This window comes from Paenibacillus sp. LjRoot56, assembly GCF_964253335.1.
GTDB lineage: Bacteria > Bacillota > Bacilli > Paenibacillales > NBRC-103111 > Paenibacillus_E > Paenibacillus_E allorhizoplanae.
Genome location: NZ_CAXURV020000001.1, coordinates 2308902 through 2325468 on the forward strand (window position 1 = coordinate 2308902; position 16567 = coordinate 2325468).

Below are 16567 nucleotides of genomic sequence, written 5' to 3' on the forward strand. Positions count from 1 at the left end.
TCAAAGATACTTATAAATGGAGGAAATCATGAGCACTAAAACAACACTTTCCATCGATACTAATGCTGTTACTGAGCTCTCCCGCAGCAAGCAAGAGCCGGAGTGGATGACAGCCCTTCGTACTGAAGGGGTAGCATTAGCGAATTCGTTGGAATTACCTATACTAGAAAAAACAAGAATCGACCGTTGGAGTATTTCCGCCTATGGTTCCTATAAAGAGCAGGCAACTTTGAGTTCACTTGATGCATTGCCTGAAGTGACTAAGGGCTTGACGAGTTCTGGCAACCTGATTGTACAACGCAACTCCGGTATCGTGTTCAATCAAGTGTCCGAAGAATTGAAAAAGCAAGGCGTTATTTTCACAGATCTTGAAACGGCTGTTCGTGAGCATGGAGATTTGGTTAAGCCATACTTCATGAAGGCTGTTCAATCGAATGAAAATCAACTTACAGCTTTGCATGCGGCATTGTGGAATGGCGGTATTTTCATCTACGTTCCGAAAAACGTTGTTGTTGACATCCCACTTCAAGCTTTGTTTGTTGCAGATGATGCAGAAGCTACATTTGCACCGCACGTTCTCATCGTTGCTGAACAATTCAGTTCCGTTACGTATGTAGACAACTTTGTGTCTTCTGTTGGCGGCGCAGATCTTGTACAAAACGGGATCGTTGAAGTGTTTGCAAAACCAGGTTCACGCGTTAGTTATTCCTCCATTCATAGCTTGGAAGCATCCGTAACAGATCTCACCTATCGTCGTGCGATTCTTGAAGATGACTCCCGTATTGGATGGGTTGTTGGTGAGTTGAACTATGGGAATTCGATGTCTGATACGACATCTATTCTCAAAGGGAAAGGCTCCGACTCCGATGCGAAAGTCATCTGTGTGGGTACGCACGAACAGAAATTAAACTTGACGACTCGCGCTGTTCATTGGGGCAAAGCGTCTACAAGCGATATGATTACACGTGCGGTTATGCGCGATAGCTCTACAGCGATTATCAACGGAATCACGAAGATCGAGAAAGGCGCACAAGGCTGTAACGGTCAACAAACCGAGAAAGTCTTGATGCTTAGCCCGAAAGCTCGCGGAGACGCGAACCCGATTCTTCTAATTGACGAAGATGATGTTAAAGCAGGTCACGCTGCAAGTGTTGGGCAAGTGAATGCAGAACAAGTTCACTACCTAATGTCCCGTGGGATTACAAAAGAAGAAGCTCAACGCTTAATCATTTACGGATTCTTGGCACCAGTTGTTTCCGTAATTCCAGTTAAGAGCGTTGAAGAACAGCTGCAAAGCTTAGTGGAGAGGAAGCTAGGACAATGATATCTGCCGAGATACGTGAACTTTTTCCCATTCTGAAGCAAGAAGTGAACGGTCATCCTCTGGTTTACTTGGATAGTGCTGCTACTTCCCAGAAGCCTATTCAGGTGATTGAGGCACTGAAGCATTACTACGAGTGGGATAATGCGAACGTTCATCGCGGGGTTCATACCCTAGGTTCCCGAGCAACTGATGCGTATGAAGGAGCTAGAGCCAAAGTGGCGAAGTTCATCGGCGCAGCTAGTGAGCAGGAAATTATTTTCACTCGAGGCACAACAACGGCTATCAATATTGTGGCAGCTAGCTTTGCCGAATCGGTACTTCGTGAGGGCGATGAAATCGTCCTTACACCGATGGAGCATCACAGCAACCTGATCCCTTGGCAGCAAGCTGCTAAGAAATCAGGCGCCACTTTAAAATATATTCCGCTGCAGCCAGACGGATCCATATCCCTTGCAGATGTAGAGAACACCATTACTGATCGTACCAAAATTGTTTCGATTGTGTATGTGTCCAATGTGCTCGGCGTCATCAACCCGATCAAGGAAATTGCAGCCATTGCCCACAAGCATGGTGCCAAAATCATGGTCGATGGTGCGCAAAGCACGCCTCATATGAAAGTGGATGTGCAAGATTTGGATTGCGACTTTTATGCATTATCCGGGCATAAGATGTGTGGGCCTACCGGAATCGGGGCATTGTATGGGAAGAAGTCTTTATTGAATAACATGGAACCTGTTGAGTTTGGCGGGGAAATGATCGATCATGTCGATCTTTATGAGTCAACTTGGAAGGAACTTCCGTGGAAATTCGAAGGCGGAACGCCTATGATTGCAGGAGCAGTTGGGCTTGGCGCGGCCATCGACTTCTTAACCGAAGTAGGGATGGATAACATATTTAAACATGATGTGGAGCTCACGAATTATGCCTTGGATCGTATGATGCAGATTCCTGACTTAGCTGTTTATGGGCCTACAACGAATCGTGCAGGACTGGTAACTTTCAACCTTGGGGATGTTCATCCTCATGATGTAGCAACCGTGTTGGATTCCATGGGTATTGCAGTTCGTGCTGGTCATCACTGCTGCCAGCCACTTATGAGATGGTTAGAACAAAGCAGCACGGCTCGTGCAAGCTTTTATCTATATAATACGGAAGATGATGTAGACCGTCTTGTGACGGCTTTACTGAAAACAAAGGAGTACTTCGGCGATGCAATTGGATGATTTATACCGTAGAGTAATTATGGATCACTATAAAACTCCTCGCAACCGTGGAAAATTTGAGTCCGGCGAGTCCGTTACGATTGACCTCAACAACCCAACCTGTGGGGATAAAATTTCCCTGCAGATGCAAGTTGAAGAGGGTATCGTGAAAATGGCGAAATTCACAGGTGAAGGCTGCTCGATTAGCTTATCCTCTGCTTCCATGATGACGGATGCTGTCAAAGGCAAAACAGTCGAAGAAGCACTGAAGATGGCTGATGATTTCTCTGGCTTGATGAAGGGCGAATCCGTAGAATTTGAATATGAAGACATTGAGGCCCTGTCGGGCGTTAACAAATTCCCAGCGAGGATTAAATGCGCAACTCTGGCGTGGAATGCACTACGCAAAGGGATTGAACATTCTCATAAGACCGATAACTAACGCATTTGCGGGTGGAATAGGTTAAAGATATGGAACAAAGAGAACGTTAAGGAGGAATTAACCATGGCGAAACAAATGCCAGATTTAGAAGATTACAAATATGGTTTTAGAGATGAGCACAAATCCATTTTCCAATCCGGTAAAGGCTTAACTCGTGAAATCGTTGAAGAAATCTCAAGAATTAAAGGCGAACCAGAATGGATGTTAGAATTCCGTCTGAAATCCCTTGAGCAATTCTTCAAAATGCCTATGCCGCGTTGGGGCGGAAACATGGATGACTTGGATTTCGATGATATCCAGTACTATGTTCGTCCTTCTGAGAAGCAAGGTAAAACGTGGGAAGAAGTTCCTACAGAAATTAAAGAAACGTTCGACAAGCTTGGTATCCCTGAAGCAGAGCAAAAGTTCCTTGCTGGTGTATCTGCACAGTATGAGTCTGAGGTTGTTTACCACAGCATGCAAAAAGAGCTTGAAGATCAAGGTGTTATCTTCACAGATACAGACACAGCTCTTCGTGAATATCCGGAGTTGTTCAGACAATATTTCGGAACGATCATTCCGCCAGCTGACAACAAATTTGCTGCATTGAACAGCGCAGTTTGGTCCGGAGGATCCTTCATCTACGTACCAAAAGGCGTTAAATGTGAAGTGCCTTTGCAAGCTTACTTCCGTATTAACTCCGAGAACATGGGTCAATTCGAGCGTACGCTGATCATCACCGACGAAGATAGCTTCGTGCACTACGTTGAGGGCTGTACAGCTCCAATCTATAGCACGAACTCACTTCATAGTGCGGTTGTTGAGATCGTTTGTCTGAAGAACTCCCGTGCGCGTTACACAACGATCCAAAACTGGGCACCTAACATCTACAACCTCGTTACGAAACGTGCGGTTGCAGAAGAAGGAGCTACAATGGAGTGGGTTGATGGTAACATCGGTTCCAAGCTGACAATGAAGTACCCAGCAGTTGTTCTTAAAGGCCGCGGCGCTAAAGGGATGGTTCTTTCCATCGCTGTTGCAGGCAAAGGTCAACATCAAGATGCGGGCGCGAAAATGACGCATTTGGCACCAGATACAACTTCCACGATTGTTTCCAAGTCGATCTCCAAGCATGGCGGTAAAGTAACGTACCGTGGTTTGGCTTCCTTCGGACGTAACTCCCAAGGTTCCAAAGCTAACATCAAGTGCGATACGTTGATCTTGGATAACGAGTCCACTTCGGATACAATTCCTTACAATGAAATCTTGAACGATAACATTACGCTTGAGCATGAAGCGACCGTATCCAAGGTATCAGAGGATCAATTGTTCTACCTTATGAGCCGTGGTCTTACAGAAGCAGAAGCAACGCAAATGATCGTTATGGGCTTCATTGAGCCATTCACCAAAGAACTTCCGATGGAATATGCCGTTGAAATGAACCGTCTCATCAAGTTTGAGATGGAAGGATCTATCGGTTAATCTCCAGATAATAAAAAAAGCGTGCCAGAGATACTTCTCTGGCACGCTTTTTTGCATGTTATCCGTTAATTCGCTTACGATTCTGTGTAGCTGCCGATTGGAGGGCCACATATAACGACTGGATATTGAACTTTTTCTTTAATTCAAAACGATAAGCCGCCGTCGTGATGTTATTCGCTTTGTAATAAGGTGAGGTTATGTAATGAATAATGAGCTCGCTGTCATCAAACCCTGTACCGCCAGATTCCATCGATACCTCATAGATGGAATCCAGATCTATCGTGGAGACTTTCGTTTTCTTACCAGTGACACCTTGATGATCAATTAGGATAATGCGTTCGTCGGTGATTATGAATGAATCCCGAACAAGTTTAAAACCTGTAGAGATAACTTCATTTGGCATGAGATAAGTACCATACTGCCTCGTAAGCTCCTCAACAGATACTTCTGATAAATTTCCTAGTAATCCACTAAAAATACCCACTATCATCACTCCTTCTTGAACAAATATATGTATCAACTCCACATTTATACGGCGTTCTCCTCTTACAGATTCCATTACTTCCAACAAACGCCAAGCCCATTTGAACGAACGGATTGCATATTTGCATGCCACTTGTCTCACTCTATAAAGGATAATAATGTGTCCCTGAAGGAGAGAGAATTTCATGTGGAATAAGCTAAAGATACCGGCAATAGGAAGCGTGATTGTCGTGCTGGCGATTTCGACTGCTTGTGGGAAGGATCATGCGAGCCCACCAAGTGTAACACCGTCGCAAAGCCCGACAGGTTTAACTGGCTCTGGTAATTCGGTTACGAAGAGTATGTCGCAAGCGGGCAAAGATATCATTGCGCTAGCAAACAATGATGCAGTTCTACCGATGAAACAAATTGGAAATGTCAATTATGTATCTGCGCAAGATCTCATTAGAACTCTCAAATTCCAGTCTGAATGGGAAGATTCTGAAGGTAAGCTGATTATAGGGGACAATGATGCTAATTTTGAGTTGATCATGAACTCGAATAAAGCTATGAAAGATGGGGCGGATATTCAATTAAGCCAGCCGGTAGTGAAAGAGGGCGGAACGGCTTACTTACCTGTCTCGGACTTAGCTGACTTATTTCAAGATGATATGTCGTACGAGGTTAGAAAAGGGGACGTCATTATTCATGCTTCGCCCATTGCGATCATCGAACATGAAGATGACCCAGCAAGTGCGAATGATAACTCACCAGAGTTGAGTTTCGGAGATGATCCTACAGATCCATTCAAAGGCAACGGGGCAGGTGCAAATCCTGCAGGGATGCCTATTCAGACCCAGCATGATCTTCAAGTATGGTCGCCAAATGATCAAAATGACGTCATGCCGGTTTTGAAGAATATCGATATTAATGCATTGATTAATAAAGGGGAAAATTATATGGGCGTAAAGTATAAATTTGGTACGGGCTCATATCCCCAAACAGGACGATTTGATTGCTCGACATTTACCCAATATATTTATGGGAAATATAATATTAAACTGCCGCGGGTAGCTCGGCAACAAGGTACTAAAGGTAATTTGGTTTCTCGCAAGTCTTTACGCAAAGGGGATCTGATGTTTTTCTACGTGCCAGGTCGTTTCAAATCGAACAAAACCGTTGGTCATGTAGGGATTTACATTGGAAACATGAAGATGCTGCATGCCTCCCCGAAGCCGAAGAATGGGGTACAAATCAGCAATATTGATAAAGCTTATTGGAAAAAAACATTTCTAAAGGCAAAGAGAATTGCCTATTAATAGGAGTAATGGGAAAAGTCTATCCGATGGATAGGCTTTTTATTTTTATCTATTTTGAAACAATTGAATTCCTGGTGCGTTTAAATGTGTAGAAAGTTTTTTTGTGGAGGAGGCTAGCAGTATGACAATCGTGCTTTATGAAAAGTTGCCAGAAGGGCAACTGCTCAAACTAAGTGAGCGTGCCTGGGATGATCAACTTATTCAAGCCTTAAATGTGGCTAATTTCATTCTCGTTGGCGGGAAGGAATACGAAATGATTGAGGGCCGTTTGAATTTGGATCTCCATGTGTTTGAGCTGCTGCTCGTTAAAGCTGGCGCAGAAGGGGGAGGGAGCAAGGAGTGAAACGACCGCTTAAAGTACTATCAACTTCACTGAGTTTGATCTTGTTAGGTCACATGCTGCTAGGAACGGCACAGGCTGCGGAGACGCCTAGTCCCAATGCAGGCTCATCTAAATTGGTGGAATGGTCGAATGAGGATGTTAAAGCCTATTACGATCCTCAGGTCGATTGGAGATTACCTATACCGCCTGATAAAGGCTTGGCTGCACCTTCACCTACGCCAACACCGAGTACAACAGGTGGGAGCACAGCTCCTATTATTGTGAATCAAGTGTCAGGCGGTGGGTTTGGATGGGATGATCTGCTGCTATATCATCTGATTTTCAATACGGTAAGTCCGTATTCATCTAGCAGTTGGGGGAATAATCATCGCTCGTATTATTATCGATCCAATACGCCCTATGTTAATAAAACGTATCAACCCAGCTCATTTACGAATCGTTCGACGACGAAGACACCAACAACTTCAAGTGGTAGTGGGACCTTTACTTCAAACTCGAATAAATCGTCAACTACCACCAAATCAGGTACTACAGGTTCCTCTGTTAGCGGCTCCAAGTCAACATCAACTTCATCAGGCAGCATAGGTGGTAAATCAAGCGGTTTTAGCTCCTCCTCCAGCTCAAGCTCTGGGGGTTAATGGCATGGTTTTTGAAGTGATTGGGAAACCAGCCCCTGACAGAAATTCTCGGATACAGCAACTAGCTGAGCTTGGATTTACATGGGCTAATTTGGAGAACGAAGAGTACTGGATTGATCAGCTTGTCGTTATGCCGAATGAGGTTTATCAGGACCTTATTCATGCTGCTGCTGGACTGTGGCAGGTGTTTGATAAAGCTGCCCGCTATGTTTTCGGCAAAAGAGAGCTTTATGCAGACTTATCGATACCAGAAGTGCTATGGGATGGGCTGGATCGACTTGAGCCGAATGGCGAAGGCTTCATAAGCCGCTATGCGAGATTTGATTTTACTGTCGATCAGGCAGGCAACATTAAATTACTAGAACTAAATGCAGATACGCCTACGGGTTATGTCGAAGCCTCCATTGCGACTCCATGGCTTTGTAAGCAATATGGGTTGGAATCACCAAATGGCAGGATGAAGGAGCTTCTAAAGGCGGCCTGGGAGATCGAGGTACCTGATTATGCAGCTTGTATAGCCTACGGTGTACATGCGGAAGACACGGGGACGATAAATGCACTTGTTGCACATAGCGGAAGAAAAATGACCTGCGTCGACTGTTTGGATTTATGGATCGACGAGGGCGTTGTCAAGGTTGGTGCTGATCAGACCATTCAGCGTATGTTTGCCCTATATCCGAAGGAGTGGATGGGGGTTGACGACGGGGGAGAAGCGCTGTCGTATGCGATCGAGGAGCAATTCGTTCATTTGTTCAATCCTTTGCATGCTGTGATTTTACAATCCAAAGGCTTACAAGCATTGATCTGGGATCTTCATATCAGACAATCAGCGTTATTTACGCAAGAGGAACATGACATCATTCAGACTTACATGCTGCCGACCTTTACGAATCCTATCCTTGCAGGTAACTATGTGTCCAAATCGATGTTTGGCCGCGAAGGCGGCTCAGTTGAGCTATATAACGAGTTAGGAGAATTGGAATACAAGGATGAAGCGGGCTTCGATACGAGTGTGTTTTTTAAACGTGTGTATCAAGAACGGGCAGACCTGCCGCGGCTAACCTTTCAGCATGGTCAAGGACATTTATTAACCGGTCTATTCGTATTGAATGGTACGCCATGTGGACTTCTAGGTAGAGCTGGCGGCATCATAACGGGAAATGCAAGTCAATTTGTGGCGATTGGAGTGAAAGCGCCTTGAAACAAGGAAGATTTATACTATTGGCAGTAGGACTTATCGGCATCATTGTCATCATTTGGATCATCTCAACGGCATTTGATAAGAAACCATCCGTCCTAAGCCAATCAACAACAGGTAACATATCGACAACATCGAATTATGCTCCTGGTGATGTGCCATGGGACTATCAAGTCCAGCAAGTCAAGGTTGGTGATCTTATCGATGGTGATATGGTGCTGTTACCGAACAATGACCGAATGTCTAACGATCAGAATTTTGCGACTGGAGATAGTATCTGGGTATTGAGTTTCATGCAAGCCACGATGAAAGCGGACAGTCAAGGGAAGAACGATGTTACTTTGTCGCAATGGAAACCGATCAAGTCCTTCAAAACAAAAGAAGAAGCCGACAAAGATCTAGTGGAGCTGAAAGTGGAAATAAAGACGGATGTGAAATTAATCGGTGTTTATAAAACAGAGCTGGATAGTCAATTCAGGTACTTTGCGGTAGTAGAATTGCCAACTGGGCAGAAGGTTAAGCAACCGATTCCAGAAGAGAGATACAAAGCGTTTAAGGATAAAAAAGAAGTAAGTGTAGTCCTAGAGGAAGTACATGATTATACAGATTTTGATCAATCGATGGCTAAATTTCGGGGGTGGGCAGAGTGATCGTTGTAGATCTAATTATAAGTTTATTCGTCATTGTCTTGTTACAGTTTGCAGGGATGTACATCTTTAGTTTAATGACTCCTTATCGGGATATGGAAGAAATAAATAACGGCAATGTGGCTGTGGGGATTACGATGGGAGGCAAGTTCGTAGCTACGGCCATCATTCTAGGCATTGCCGCCTACACGAACTCCTCCATTTGGCATATGAGCTTATGGTTTGCGGTAGGGTACGCATGCTTAATAGCCTCATATTGGGTGTTCGATTGGCTTACCCCAGGTATGAAGCTATCAGATCAGCTAAAGGGAGGGAATGTGGCTGTAGGTACCCTGCTTGCTGCTGTATATATCGGCATTGCGATTTCGGTAAGTAGTCTAATTATTTAAGATTCGTATGTATTAGATCGCAATTTTCGTAATTTCTACATTTCCAAGCTGCGATAAATCCAAAAACTGATTGTCGATGTTGATGAGCGGTCGGAAGAAATCAGTAGGGTTCGTCATGATGATCGTACCTTCACGTCCGTCGCTCAAAGACACTTTTTTACCTATAAAATTAGGAATCATGTTGCGTATGAACACTTGGGTGATCTTGGGATCCAGCTCGCCGAAGCTCATGCGGTGAAGCTCTTTAAGTACATGCAGAAGATCACGTCGTTGTTGATACACTCTGCTGGATATCATGGCGCTGTAGACATCTGCGACCGCGACAATGCGGGAGTAAGAATGGATGTCCGTACCGTTTTTTCGTAGGGGATAGCCTGTACCATCCATACGCTCATGATGCTGAAGGGCAACGAGTGCGAGCGTCTCATCTTTTAATGATTTACGAATGATATCATATCCATGAATGGTATGCTTCTGAACTTCCTCGAATTCTTCCTTTGTCAGCTTACCTGGCTTGTTCAGAATATCTGGATGTATTCTACATTTCCCGATATCGTGCAAATAGCCTGCTTTCCCGATGACGATAGCATCCTTCTCGGATTTATTCATCCATTTGGCAATATAATAAGATAGCATCCCAACTTGAACGCTATGCTGTAGAGTATAGTCATCTTTACTATGCAAAGATAAAAGCAGGGAAACAACATCCTTCTCCTCTTGTATGCTGTCTATCAGTGGATTGAAAGCGGATTCTACAGTGTCGTTGCGAAGAGATCCACCGTCTTGCAAAGCTTCAAACATTTCTTTAATACCCTGAGATGCGTTGTTAAAAGAGGTAACCTGTAAGATATTTGCTTGTCTAGTTGGCGCTTCCTCTACGACTTTCTCGATTTCACTGCTTCTTGGAGCTATATCAACATAATCCACACTGTGGCGATTGAGCATCGAAATATCTCCAGCATCGAGAACGGTGCCCGAGGATAGAAGATGAAGGCCTACTGCATTGTAGGAATCGGAAATTAATTTGTCACCAACGATAAGTTGAAGCACATGTACACGCATAGAAGCTCCTCTCCAAGTCCTAGTATCTGGTAGGTATATTGTAATACTACATCCCAATATAACGACTGTAAAGACTTTTGGCTTGAATTAAATCCTCAGTCCCTTGAATGAGAACACGACCACCAGGGAATAGAATTATTTGGATATCTGAAGAAGCGTGAAACTTAAGTAGAAAACGGTTTCTCTCAACCAGGCCAAGAGGTTGTAGTCGTTCCTCCCAGTACTCCAGTGGTTGCGTGCTGGGAATAATCGGATGAATTTGAACCGAATTGCGCCCGCATAAGGATTGAATTGTATCACTTTCAAGATGGGCATCTAAGTACTCAAATTGCTTCTGCGCACAAGCGGGACAATCTGACTTCTTAGCACCAGAGACCCGTATTGCCGAGTTCTGATTGAACCATAAGTCCCATTGCTGCATGCTGAGATTGAGCTGCTCCGTAGCACCTACGAGCAACTTAAGCGCCTCTGTGGCTTGAAAAGAAGCGACAACATGGATGATTCCTCCAATGACACCAGCAGTGTCACAAGTATCCGTGGTGCCCGCAGCAGGTGCTTGTGTGAACAGGCAGCGCAAACAAGGTGTTCGTTCAGGGATAATCGTCAATGAGACACCTCGCGAAGCCACGGCACCACCATAGATCCAAGGGATCCCTAATTTCAAGCTGACATCGTTGAGCAGGAACCGAACGGCAAAGTTATCGGTGCCATCGAGAATCACATCGACATCATGAAGCAATTGTTCAGCATTCGTGGCATTAAGATCACAGACATGAGGATCTATGACGACATTGGAATTAACTAGCTGAAGACGTTTCGCAGCGGCGATTGATTTGGGAATCGTGGCAGCAGCGTCCTCTTCATCGTACAGCATTTGTCTTTGCAGATTGCTTTTATCAACAAAATCACGATCAATGATCCGAACAAATCCAACGCCTGCTCGCACCATATGATTGGCAAGAACGGTGCCTAAAGCACCCATACCAACAATAGCAACACGACCAAGGCCAAGTTTGCGTTGACCTTCCATGCCAATTGGGGGGAAAAGAATTTGTCTCGAATAACGCGGGTCAACATCTGACGCAGTTTCTGTATGTAAATACGGGTCCAAGTGAAGTCATCTCCGTTCAAATCAGTTATCAGCTTGCGGTGCTTGTAGCGGGTTCCAGGGGCCTGTTTGATTGCCTTTCCATTCGGACCCATCCTCCCATATTTCTTTTTTCCAAATAGGTACGATTTGTTTCAAACGCTCAATCGCATACCGACTAGCTTCATAGCAATCAGCGCGGTGAGGAGAGGATACAGCGATCACGACGCTGGCCTCTGCAATCGCAACCTTACCTAATCGATGTGTAATGGCACAAAGCGTGCCAGGCCACTTCGCATCGATTTCTTCGCCGATGCTTGCCATCGTTTTCAAGGCCATAGGGACATAAGCCTCATACTCCAAAAGGACGGTTCGCTGTCCATACGTCATTTCTCGCGTCGTGCCAATGAAGGCAAGTGAAGCACCGTGGTTGGGATGATTCACCTTAGAGGTCACGGAAACCACATCAATCGTTGAATTGGTGATTTCATAAAGCGATGGCTGTCCACCTGAAACAGGTGGGATGAGTGCGAGCTCGTCGGAGGCGGAAACCGTTTCCTGATCACCGGCATAAGCTTGATTTTTGGCGAAAAAGCATATAGGAAGCTGCGCCGATGCAGCAGGATAATCGGTGATGATTTTATCCTTCAATTGTGCAATGGTAATCGAATCTTGATCGACTGAAATCGTCAGAACTGCAGTACCGAATAGGTCTACAAGACCTGCGAAGAGTTGGATGTGTAAGTTCAATTTGTTTCTCCTTGCGATAGATGTTAGAATCCCTTACAGCATATCATATTTTGCCCTGAAAATGGTATAATGGAGTGATCCTTTGGAAGGACATGGAATTTGAATTAACGGAGGAGATCTACGCATGCAAACCAATTCACACATAGAAGTGTCTGACCTACATAAGCACAAAGAAACCTTTACCGTTGAGGAAATGGTCGCATTAGCGGATCTACGGTTGAACATTCAGGATCGGGTTCCAGCGGTGGAAGGGGAGGCATTTGATCTCAAATCATGGTACCGAAACTGGAATAACAAGGGGAAACATCCTGCAACTGAAGAGCCAACGCATGTGAGAGTGGAAGCGGTAGATGAGTTCCAAGCGCTGATACCTTGGGGGCAGGCGGATCAAGCGCTATTCCTATATGCACAAGAGGGACAAGCGTTGAAGAAAGGATACCCTATTCGACTATATGTACCTAATGGAAGCAGTGAATGTCTGAATGTAAAAAGTATTGTAAGGGTATGGTTTCTGAACGATCCAAGTTTAGGTGAAGAAGCAACTTATGGGTTTAAGAACAAAGTAACCCCAGGTGAGCTCAAATTCAAGAAATGAGGAAGGGGATACTTGCATAATATAGAGACATGCTAGGATCTACTTGCCCATGAAGAGAGGTGAACGGGATGACGTCCCCCTTGCAACGGCTAGTCATATTACATACGAATGATATTCATAGTCACTTTGAACAAATGCCCAAGATAAGCGCCTATTTTGATCGTGTCCGCCGTCTCTGGCCGCCAGATCAGGTATTGACACTTGATATTGGCGACCACATGGATCGGATGTTTCCAGAGACAGAAGGAACGAATGCGATCGCCAATTTGGAAATCATGAATGCTACGGGCTACGAAGCTATGGTTCTAGGCAATAATGAAGGATTAACCTTCACACCGGATTGGCTCAGGGCTGTTGTGTTGGAGCATGCGAAATTTCCGATTATTGGCAGCAATATTACGGATATCAACACGAAGGAAACGCCGGATTGGATGTTGCCATCACTTACGCTTGAGAAATCAGGTCTTCGTATTGGTCTGATTGGGGTTACGGCTGCTTACCAAGCTTACTATGAGTTGCTAGGCTGGGATGTAACGGATCCTATGAAGGCTGTAAACGCCCATGTGAGCCTATTACGTCCCAAAGTGGACATTCTAATCGTTATGTCGCATTTGGGCCTGAGAACGGATCAACGGATGGCTGAGGAGTTGGATGGCATCGACATCATCCTTGGCGGTCACACCCATCATTTACTCGAAGAGCCGCTGCTGCTCAGCGGCACTTATATTGGTGCGGCCGGCAAGTTCGGTCAGTATGCCGGCCATATCGAGCTTGCCTACGACCCGGCGCAGCGCCGGATCGTAGAGCTGAACGGCCGCGTCGTCCCGATGACGGACGCGAGTGAAGAAGACAGCAGCGTCATTACGCTGCTGGAGCACTACCGCATCGCCAGCAGCGCCTCGCTGGCGGTGGAAGTGGCGCAGCTGCGGCAGCCGCTGCGCCTGGATTGGTACGGCGAATCCCCGCTCGGCAACTTGCTTGCCGCGGGTATACGCCGCTGGACCAGCGCCGAGATCGGGCTGGTCAATAGCGGGCAGCTCCTTCAGGGACTGAAGGAGGGTGGCTTGTCCCGGGGCCGGCTGCTAGAAATCTGCCCCGGCCCGATCAATCCCTGCCGCATGCTGCTCAGCGGCGCGGACATTCGTCAAGCGCTCGAAGAGTCGCTGCTTGACGAGTTCATGGAGAAGCCGATACGCGGCTACGGCTTCCGCGGGGAGGTGCTAGGCGTCCTCTGTGTGGACGGGATAACCGTCCAAGTGGATGCCTCGCGGCCTCCCTACGAGCGCATCGTCGCCGTATATGTCGGCGAGGAATTGCTGGATCCAGAACGTTCCTACCTCGTGGGTACGATCGATATGTTTACGTTCGGCTCAGGCTATTTATCGCTGAGCCGAGGCAAGGAGATCGTTTACATGCTGCCAGAATTTATCCGTGATGTGTTAGCTGATCAACTGCAAGATGAGGCTGCGATTGCAAGCAGCCACCACCTTCGGTTCTTAGATGTTGTCAGACCCAGTCCTAAACAGGTAGAATAAGAACCGGAGCAAGAAAGTTATCAGAATATAGGGGGCAATTATGCATACAATTTTTGAGGCGATCATTATTGGGATCGTTGAAGGTTTGACGGAGTTTTTACCCGTATCCTCGACAGGACATATGATTTTGGCACAAAGCCTGCTAAACTCACAAAATGACGAAGTGATGAAGACGTTCGATTTCGTGATCCAATTGGGTGCCATTATGGCGGTTGTCATTATCTATTGGAAGCGAATCCTTTCCTTATTTGGACTTGTGAATCGGAAAAGCGAAAGTAAAACAGGGAAAAAGCTGAATTTATTTCATATTTTAATTGGTATCATACCAGCTGGTGTGATCGGTGTTTTATTTAATGATATTGTGGATGAGAAGCTATTCAATACAACAACCGTATTAGCTGGACTCGTGCTTGGTGGTATTCTACTGATCATTGCCGAGAAGAAAAAGGAACAACCCAAAACGACGGTCCTTGATGATTTGACGTATCGACAAGCTTTCGCTATCGGATTGTGGCAGCTCGTATCAATTTGGCCTGGCTTTTCACGATCGGGTTCCACGATTGCCGGAGGTATGCTTTCTGGTGTAAGCCGCGCCGCTTCAGCGGATTTCACCTTTATTATGGCCATTCCGATTATGTTCGGGGCTTCAGGCGTCTACTTTTTGAAAAATTATGAAGCATTGTCATCCGACGATTTGGCCTTCTTTATTGTAGGGTTTCTAGTGGCTTTCGTGGTGGCCTTACTGGCTGTGGTAACCTTCATTAAACTTGTACAAAAGATGAAGCTCACTTACTTTGCGTATTATCGTTTTGCCATCGCGATAATTTTCGCGCTTTATATGTTTTTAAAGTAGGAAAATTACGAAACACTAGCGAATCGCGTCGAAAGACGCGGTTTTTTGTATTGAACTTTTCTTTAAAATCTATTACATTTAAATAGAACGTAATGCTCACCTATGCGGGGGTCCTGAAATGCTGTTTATGCCGATCAACATGTGTCAACCTGGGATGAGGCTGGCTAAGAATATATACAACGATGATGGTATGGTCCTTCTGGCCGTTAATGTTGAGCTTACACAGAGACTCCTTGATCGCTTGTTTAGTTACGGAATTGATTATATTTACATAGAAGATGCAAGAACGAATGATATTATTCAACAAGATGTTATTCAGGATGAAACAAGAAGCAAAGCGGTTACCGAAATTCGCAATACGTTCAAGAAGGTAATGGAAGATTCCAATAAACGCGGAGCTGTGAATTATTACGACATTGGTCGTAATTTTCGTGATGTCATGAAGATGATTATTGATGATCTGAGTGCTCATGAAGGCGCTATGGTCATGCTTAATAATATGAATGTGAAAGATAATTACTTATTTCAGCATTCAGTTAACGTGAGTATCTATGCGATTATGCTTGGAATCAGTTATGGGTATAGTCGAGATAAGCTCGAGACACTTGGCTTAGGTGCGTTACTGCATGATATTGGGAAAACGAAAGTGCCATTAGGCATTCTTCGCAAGCCATCGCAGCTAACTCCAGACGAGTTCAAGGAAATGAAGAATCATACGACCTATGGATTCAATCTATTAAAGGATGAACCGAATATCCCACTTCTTTCAGCTCATTGTGCTTTGCAGCATCATGAACGGATTAATGGCAGTGGATATCCACGAGGCATTCAAGGGGGCGAGATTAATGAGTTCGCCAGATGGATTGGACTTGTCGATTCCTATGATGCCATGACGACTACACGGGTATATCGCAGACCTTTATTGCCACATGAAGCGATGGAGCAGTTATTCGCAGGCTCTGGCACGATGTATGATCAAAGTCAGATTGCTTTGTTTCGAGACAAAATTGCTATTTACCCACTAGGGATTACAGTCCGATTGAATACTGGTGAATATGGACTCGTATCGAAGTTGAACATGTCTGTTCCGCACAGACCTACTATCCGCGTACTACAAGATGAAGCAGGTACTGTACTTAAGGAACCTTATGAAATCGATCTTTCAAGCAAGCTATCGATATTAATTTCCGAAATTGGAGAAATTAAGGTAAGTGAATCAGAATTAGATTCAACTATGCCTACACTTCTATAGTATAGATA

18 protein-coding genes are annotated in these 16567 nt (G+C 45.1%); 14 read left to right on the forward strand and 4 right to left on the reverse strand.

The features are described 5' to 3' along the window. Positions 1-28 precede the first annotated feature (28 nt). From sufD to sufB, 4 genes are all read left to right on the forward strand, one after another. Positions 29-1324: a Fe-S cluster assembly protein SufD gene (gene sufD, locus ACSQ8O_RS10250; protein ID WP_436241469.1), complete on the forward strand. Its 1296-nt coding sequence runs from the start codon at positions 29-31 to the stop codon at positions 1322-1324. Next, complete coding sequence (locus ACSQ8O_RS10255) at positions 1321-2547, forward strand: cysteine desulfurase (RefSeq protein ID WP_056624194.1); 1227 nt, start codon at positions 1321-1323, stop codon at positions 2545-2547. The genes sufD and ACSQ8O_RS10255 overlap by 4 nt, the downstream gene beginning before the upstream one ends. Continuing rightward, positions 2534-2968 (forward strand): Fe-S cluster assembly sulfur transfer protein SufU, encoded by a 435-nt coding sequence (sufU, locus tag ACSQ8O_RS10260; RefSeq protein WP_056624191.1) that lies wholly within the window; start codon positions 2534-2536, stop codon positions 2966-2968. The genes ACSQ8O_RS10255 and sufU overlap by 14 nt, the downstream gene beginning before the upstream one ends. Before the next feature lie 63 nt (positions 2969-3031). Then, the gene (sufB, locus tag ACSQ8O_RS10265; protein WP_056624188.1) at positions 3032-4429 is read left to right on the forward strand and encodes a Fe-S cluster assembly protein SufB; all 1398 of its coding nucleotides are present in this window, start codon (positions 3032-3034) and stop codon (positions 4427-4429) included. 58 nt (positions 4430-4487) lie between these two features. Here sufB and ACSQ8O_RS10270 read toward each other — a convergent pair whose 3' ends face one another. Further along, entirely contained in the window at positions 4488-4913 is a 426-nt protein-coding gene (locus ACSQ8O_RS10270) for a PH domain-containing protein (RefSeq protein WP_436241470.1), read from the reverse strand. Between the two features lie 184 nt (positions 4914-5097). On the opposite strand from ACSQ8O_RS10270, the gene ACSQ8O_RS10275 reads away from it, so the two are divergent. From ACSQ8O_RS10275 to ACSQ8O_RS10300, 6 genes are all read left to right on the forward strand, one after another. Then, positions 5098-6210, forward strand: coding sequence for an NlpC/P60 family protein (locus tag ACSQ8O_RS10275; RefSeq protein ID WP_436241471.1), 1113 nt, complete (start codon positions 5098-5100; stop codon positions 6208-6210). Positions 6211-6331: 121 nt separating this feature from the next. After that, positions 6332-6553, forward strand: a complete 222-nt coding sequence (locus tag ACSQ8O_RS10280) for a hypothetical protein (RefSeq protein ID WP_436241472.1) — start codon at positions 6332-6334, stop codon at positions 6551-6553. Then, positions 6550-7191, forward strand: coding sequence for a hypothetical protein (locus ACSQ8O_RS10285; RefSeq protein ID WP_436241473.1), 642 nt, complete (start codon positions 6550-6552; stop codon positions 7189-7191). The genes ACSQ8O_RS10280 and ACSQ8O_RS10285 overlap by 4 nt, the downstream gene beginning before the upstream one ends. A gap of 4 nt (positions 7192-7195) precedes the next feature. Further along, on the forward strand, positions 7196-8392 hold the full coding sequence (locus ACSQ8O_RS10290) for a glutathionylspermidine synthase family protein (protein WP_436241474.1): 1197 nt from the start codon (positions 7196-7198) through the stop codon (positions 8390-8392). After that, the gene (locus ACSQ8O_RS10295; RefSeq protein ID WP_436241475.1) at positions 8389-9039 is read left to right on the forward strand and encodes a signal peptide protein; all 651 of its coding nucleotides are present in this window, start codon (positions 8389-8391) and stop codon (positions 9037-9039) included. Before ACSQ8O_RS10290 ends, ACSQ8O_RS10295 begins: the two co-directional genes overlap by 4 nt. Further along, positions 9036-9425: a DUF350 domain-containing protein gene (locus ACSQ8O_RS10300; protein ID WP_056624173.1), complete on the forward strand. Its 390-nt coding sequence runs from the start codon at positions 9036-9038 to the stop codon at positions 9423-9425. Before ACSQ8O_RS10295 ends, ACSQ8O_RS10300 begins: the two co-directional genes overlap by 4 nt. 12 nt (positions 9426-9437) lie before the next feature. Here ACSQ8O_RS10300 and ACSQ8O_RS10305 read toward each other — a convergent pair whose 3' ends face one another. Genes ACSQ8O_RS10305 through ACSQ8O_RS10315 form a run of 3 tightly spaced genes read right to left on the reverse strand, consistent with a single transcriptional unit; the run spans position 9438 to position 12324 of the window. Beyond that, the gene (locus tag ACSQ8O_RS10305; protein ID WP_436241476.1) at positions 9438-10487 is read right to left on the reverse strand and encodes an HD-GYP domain-containing protein; all 1050 of its coding nucleotides are present in this window, start codon (positions 10485-10487) and stop codon (positions 9438-9440) included. Between the two features lie 46 nt (positions 10488-10533). After that, complete coding sequence (locus ACSQ8O_RS10310) at positions 10534-11598, reverse strand: ThiF family adenylyltransferase (protein WP_436241477.1); 1065 nt, start codon at positions 11596-11598, stop codon at positions 10534-10536. Positions 11599-11619: 21 nt separating this feature from the next. After that, complete coding sequence (locus ACSQ8O_RS10315) at positions 11620-12324, reverse strand: molybdenum cofactor biosynthesis protein (protein WP_436241478.1); 705 nt, start codon at positions 12322-12324, stop codon at positions 11620-11622. Positions 12325-12448: 124 nt separating this feature from the next. On the opposite strand from ACSQ8O_RS10315, the gene ACSQ8O_RS10320 reads away from it, so the two are divergent. The 4 genes from ACSQ8O_RS10320 (at position 12449) to ACSQ8O_RS10335 (ending at position 16559) form a co-directional block, all read left to right on the forward strand. Continuing rightward, positions 12449-12919, forward strand: coding sequence for a molybdopterin-dependent oxidoreductase (locus ACSQ8O_RS10320; protein ID WP_436241479.1), 471 nt, complete (start codon positions 12449-12451; stop codon positions 12917-12919). Between the two features lie 68 nt (positions 12920-12987). Further along, the gene (locus tag ACSQ8O_RS10325) at positions 12988-14454 is read left to right on the forward strand and encodes a bifunctional metallophosphatase/5'-nucleotidase (protein ID WP_436241480.1); all 1467 of its coding nucleotides are present in this window, start codon (positions 12988-12990) and stop codon (positions 14452-14454) included. A 40-nt stretch (positions 14455-14494) separates the two neighbouring features. Next, entirely contained in the window at positions 14495-15307 is an 813-nt protein-coding gene (locus ACSQ8O_RS10330) for an undecaprenyl-diphosphate phosphatase (RefSeq protein WP_436241481.1), read from the forward strand. Positions 15308-15425: 118 nt separating this feature from the next. Next, the gene (locus ACSQ8O_RS10335) at positions 15426-16559 is read left to right on the forward strand and encodes an HD-GYP domain-containing protein (RefSeq protein ID WP_056624156.1); all 1134 of its coding nucleotides are present in this window, start codon (positions 15426-15428) and stop codon (positions 16557-16559) included. Positions 16560-16567 lie beyond the last annotated feature (8 nt).

Excerpts from the sequence above, each read along its gene's own strand:
- sufD (WP_436241469.1), top strand. The coding sequence starts at position 29 with ATGAGCACTAAAACAACACTTTCCATCGATACTAATGCTGTTACTGAG.
- ACSQ8O_RS10255 (WP_056624194.1), top strand. The coding sequence starts at position 1,321 with ATGATATCTGCCGAGATACGTGAACTTTTTCCCATTCTGAAGCAAGAA.
- sufU (WP_056624191.1), top strand. The coding sequence starts at position 2,534 with ATGCAATTGGATGATTTATACCGTAGAGTAATTATGGATCACTATAAA.
- sufB (WP_056624188.1), top strand. The coding sequence starts at position 3,032 with ATGGCGAAACAAATGCCAGATTTAGAAGATTACAAATATGGTTTTAGA.
- ACSQ8O_RS10275 (WP_436241471.1), top strand. The coding sequence starts at position 5,098 with ATGTGGAATAAGCTAAAGATACCGGCAATAGGAAGCGTGATTGTCGTG.
- ACSQ8O_RS10280 (WP_436241472.1), top strand. The coding sequence starts at position 6,332 with ATGACAATCGTGCTTTATGAAAAGTTGCCAGAAGGGCAACTGCTCAAA.
- ACSQ8O_RS10290 (WP_436241474.1), top strand. The coding sequence starts at position 7,196 with ATGGTTTTTGAAGTGATTGGGAAACCAGCCCCTGACAGAAATTCTCGG.
- ACSQ8O_RS10305 (WP_436241476.1), bottom strand. The coding sequence starts at position 10,487 with ATGCGTGTACATGTGCTTCAACTTATCGTTGGTGACAAATTAATTTCC.
- ACSQ8O_RS10320 (WP_436241479.1), top strand. The coding sequence starts at position 12,449 with ATGCAAACCAATTCACACATAGAAGTGTCTGACCTACATAAGCACAAA.
- ACSQ8O_RS10325 (WP_436241480.1), top strand. The coding sequence starts at position 12,988 with ATGACGTCCCCCTTGCAACGGCTAGTCATATTACATACGAATGATATT.
- ACSQ8O_RS10330 (WP_436241481.1), top strand. The coding sequence starts at position 14,495 with ATGCATACAATTTTTGAGGCGATCATTATTGGGATCGTTGAAGGTTTG.
- ACSQ8O_RS10335 (WP_056624156.1), top strand. The coding sequence starts at position 15,426 with ATGCTGTTTATGCCGATCAACATGTGTCAACCTGGGATGAGGCTGGCT.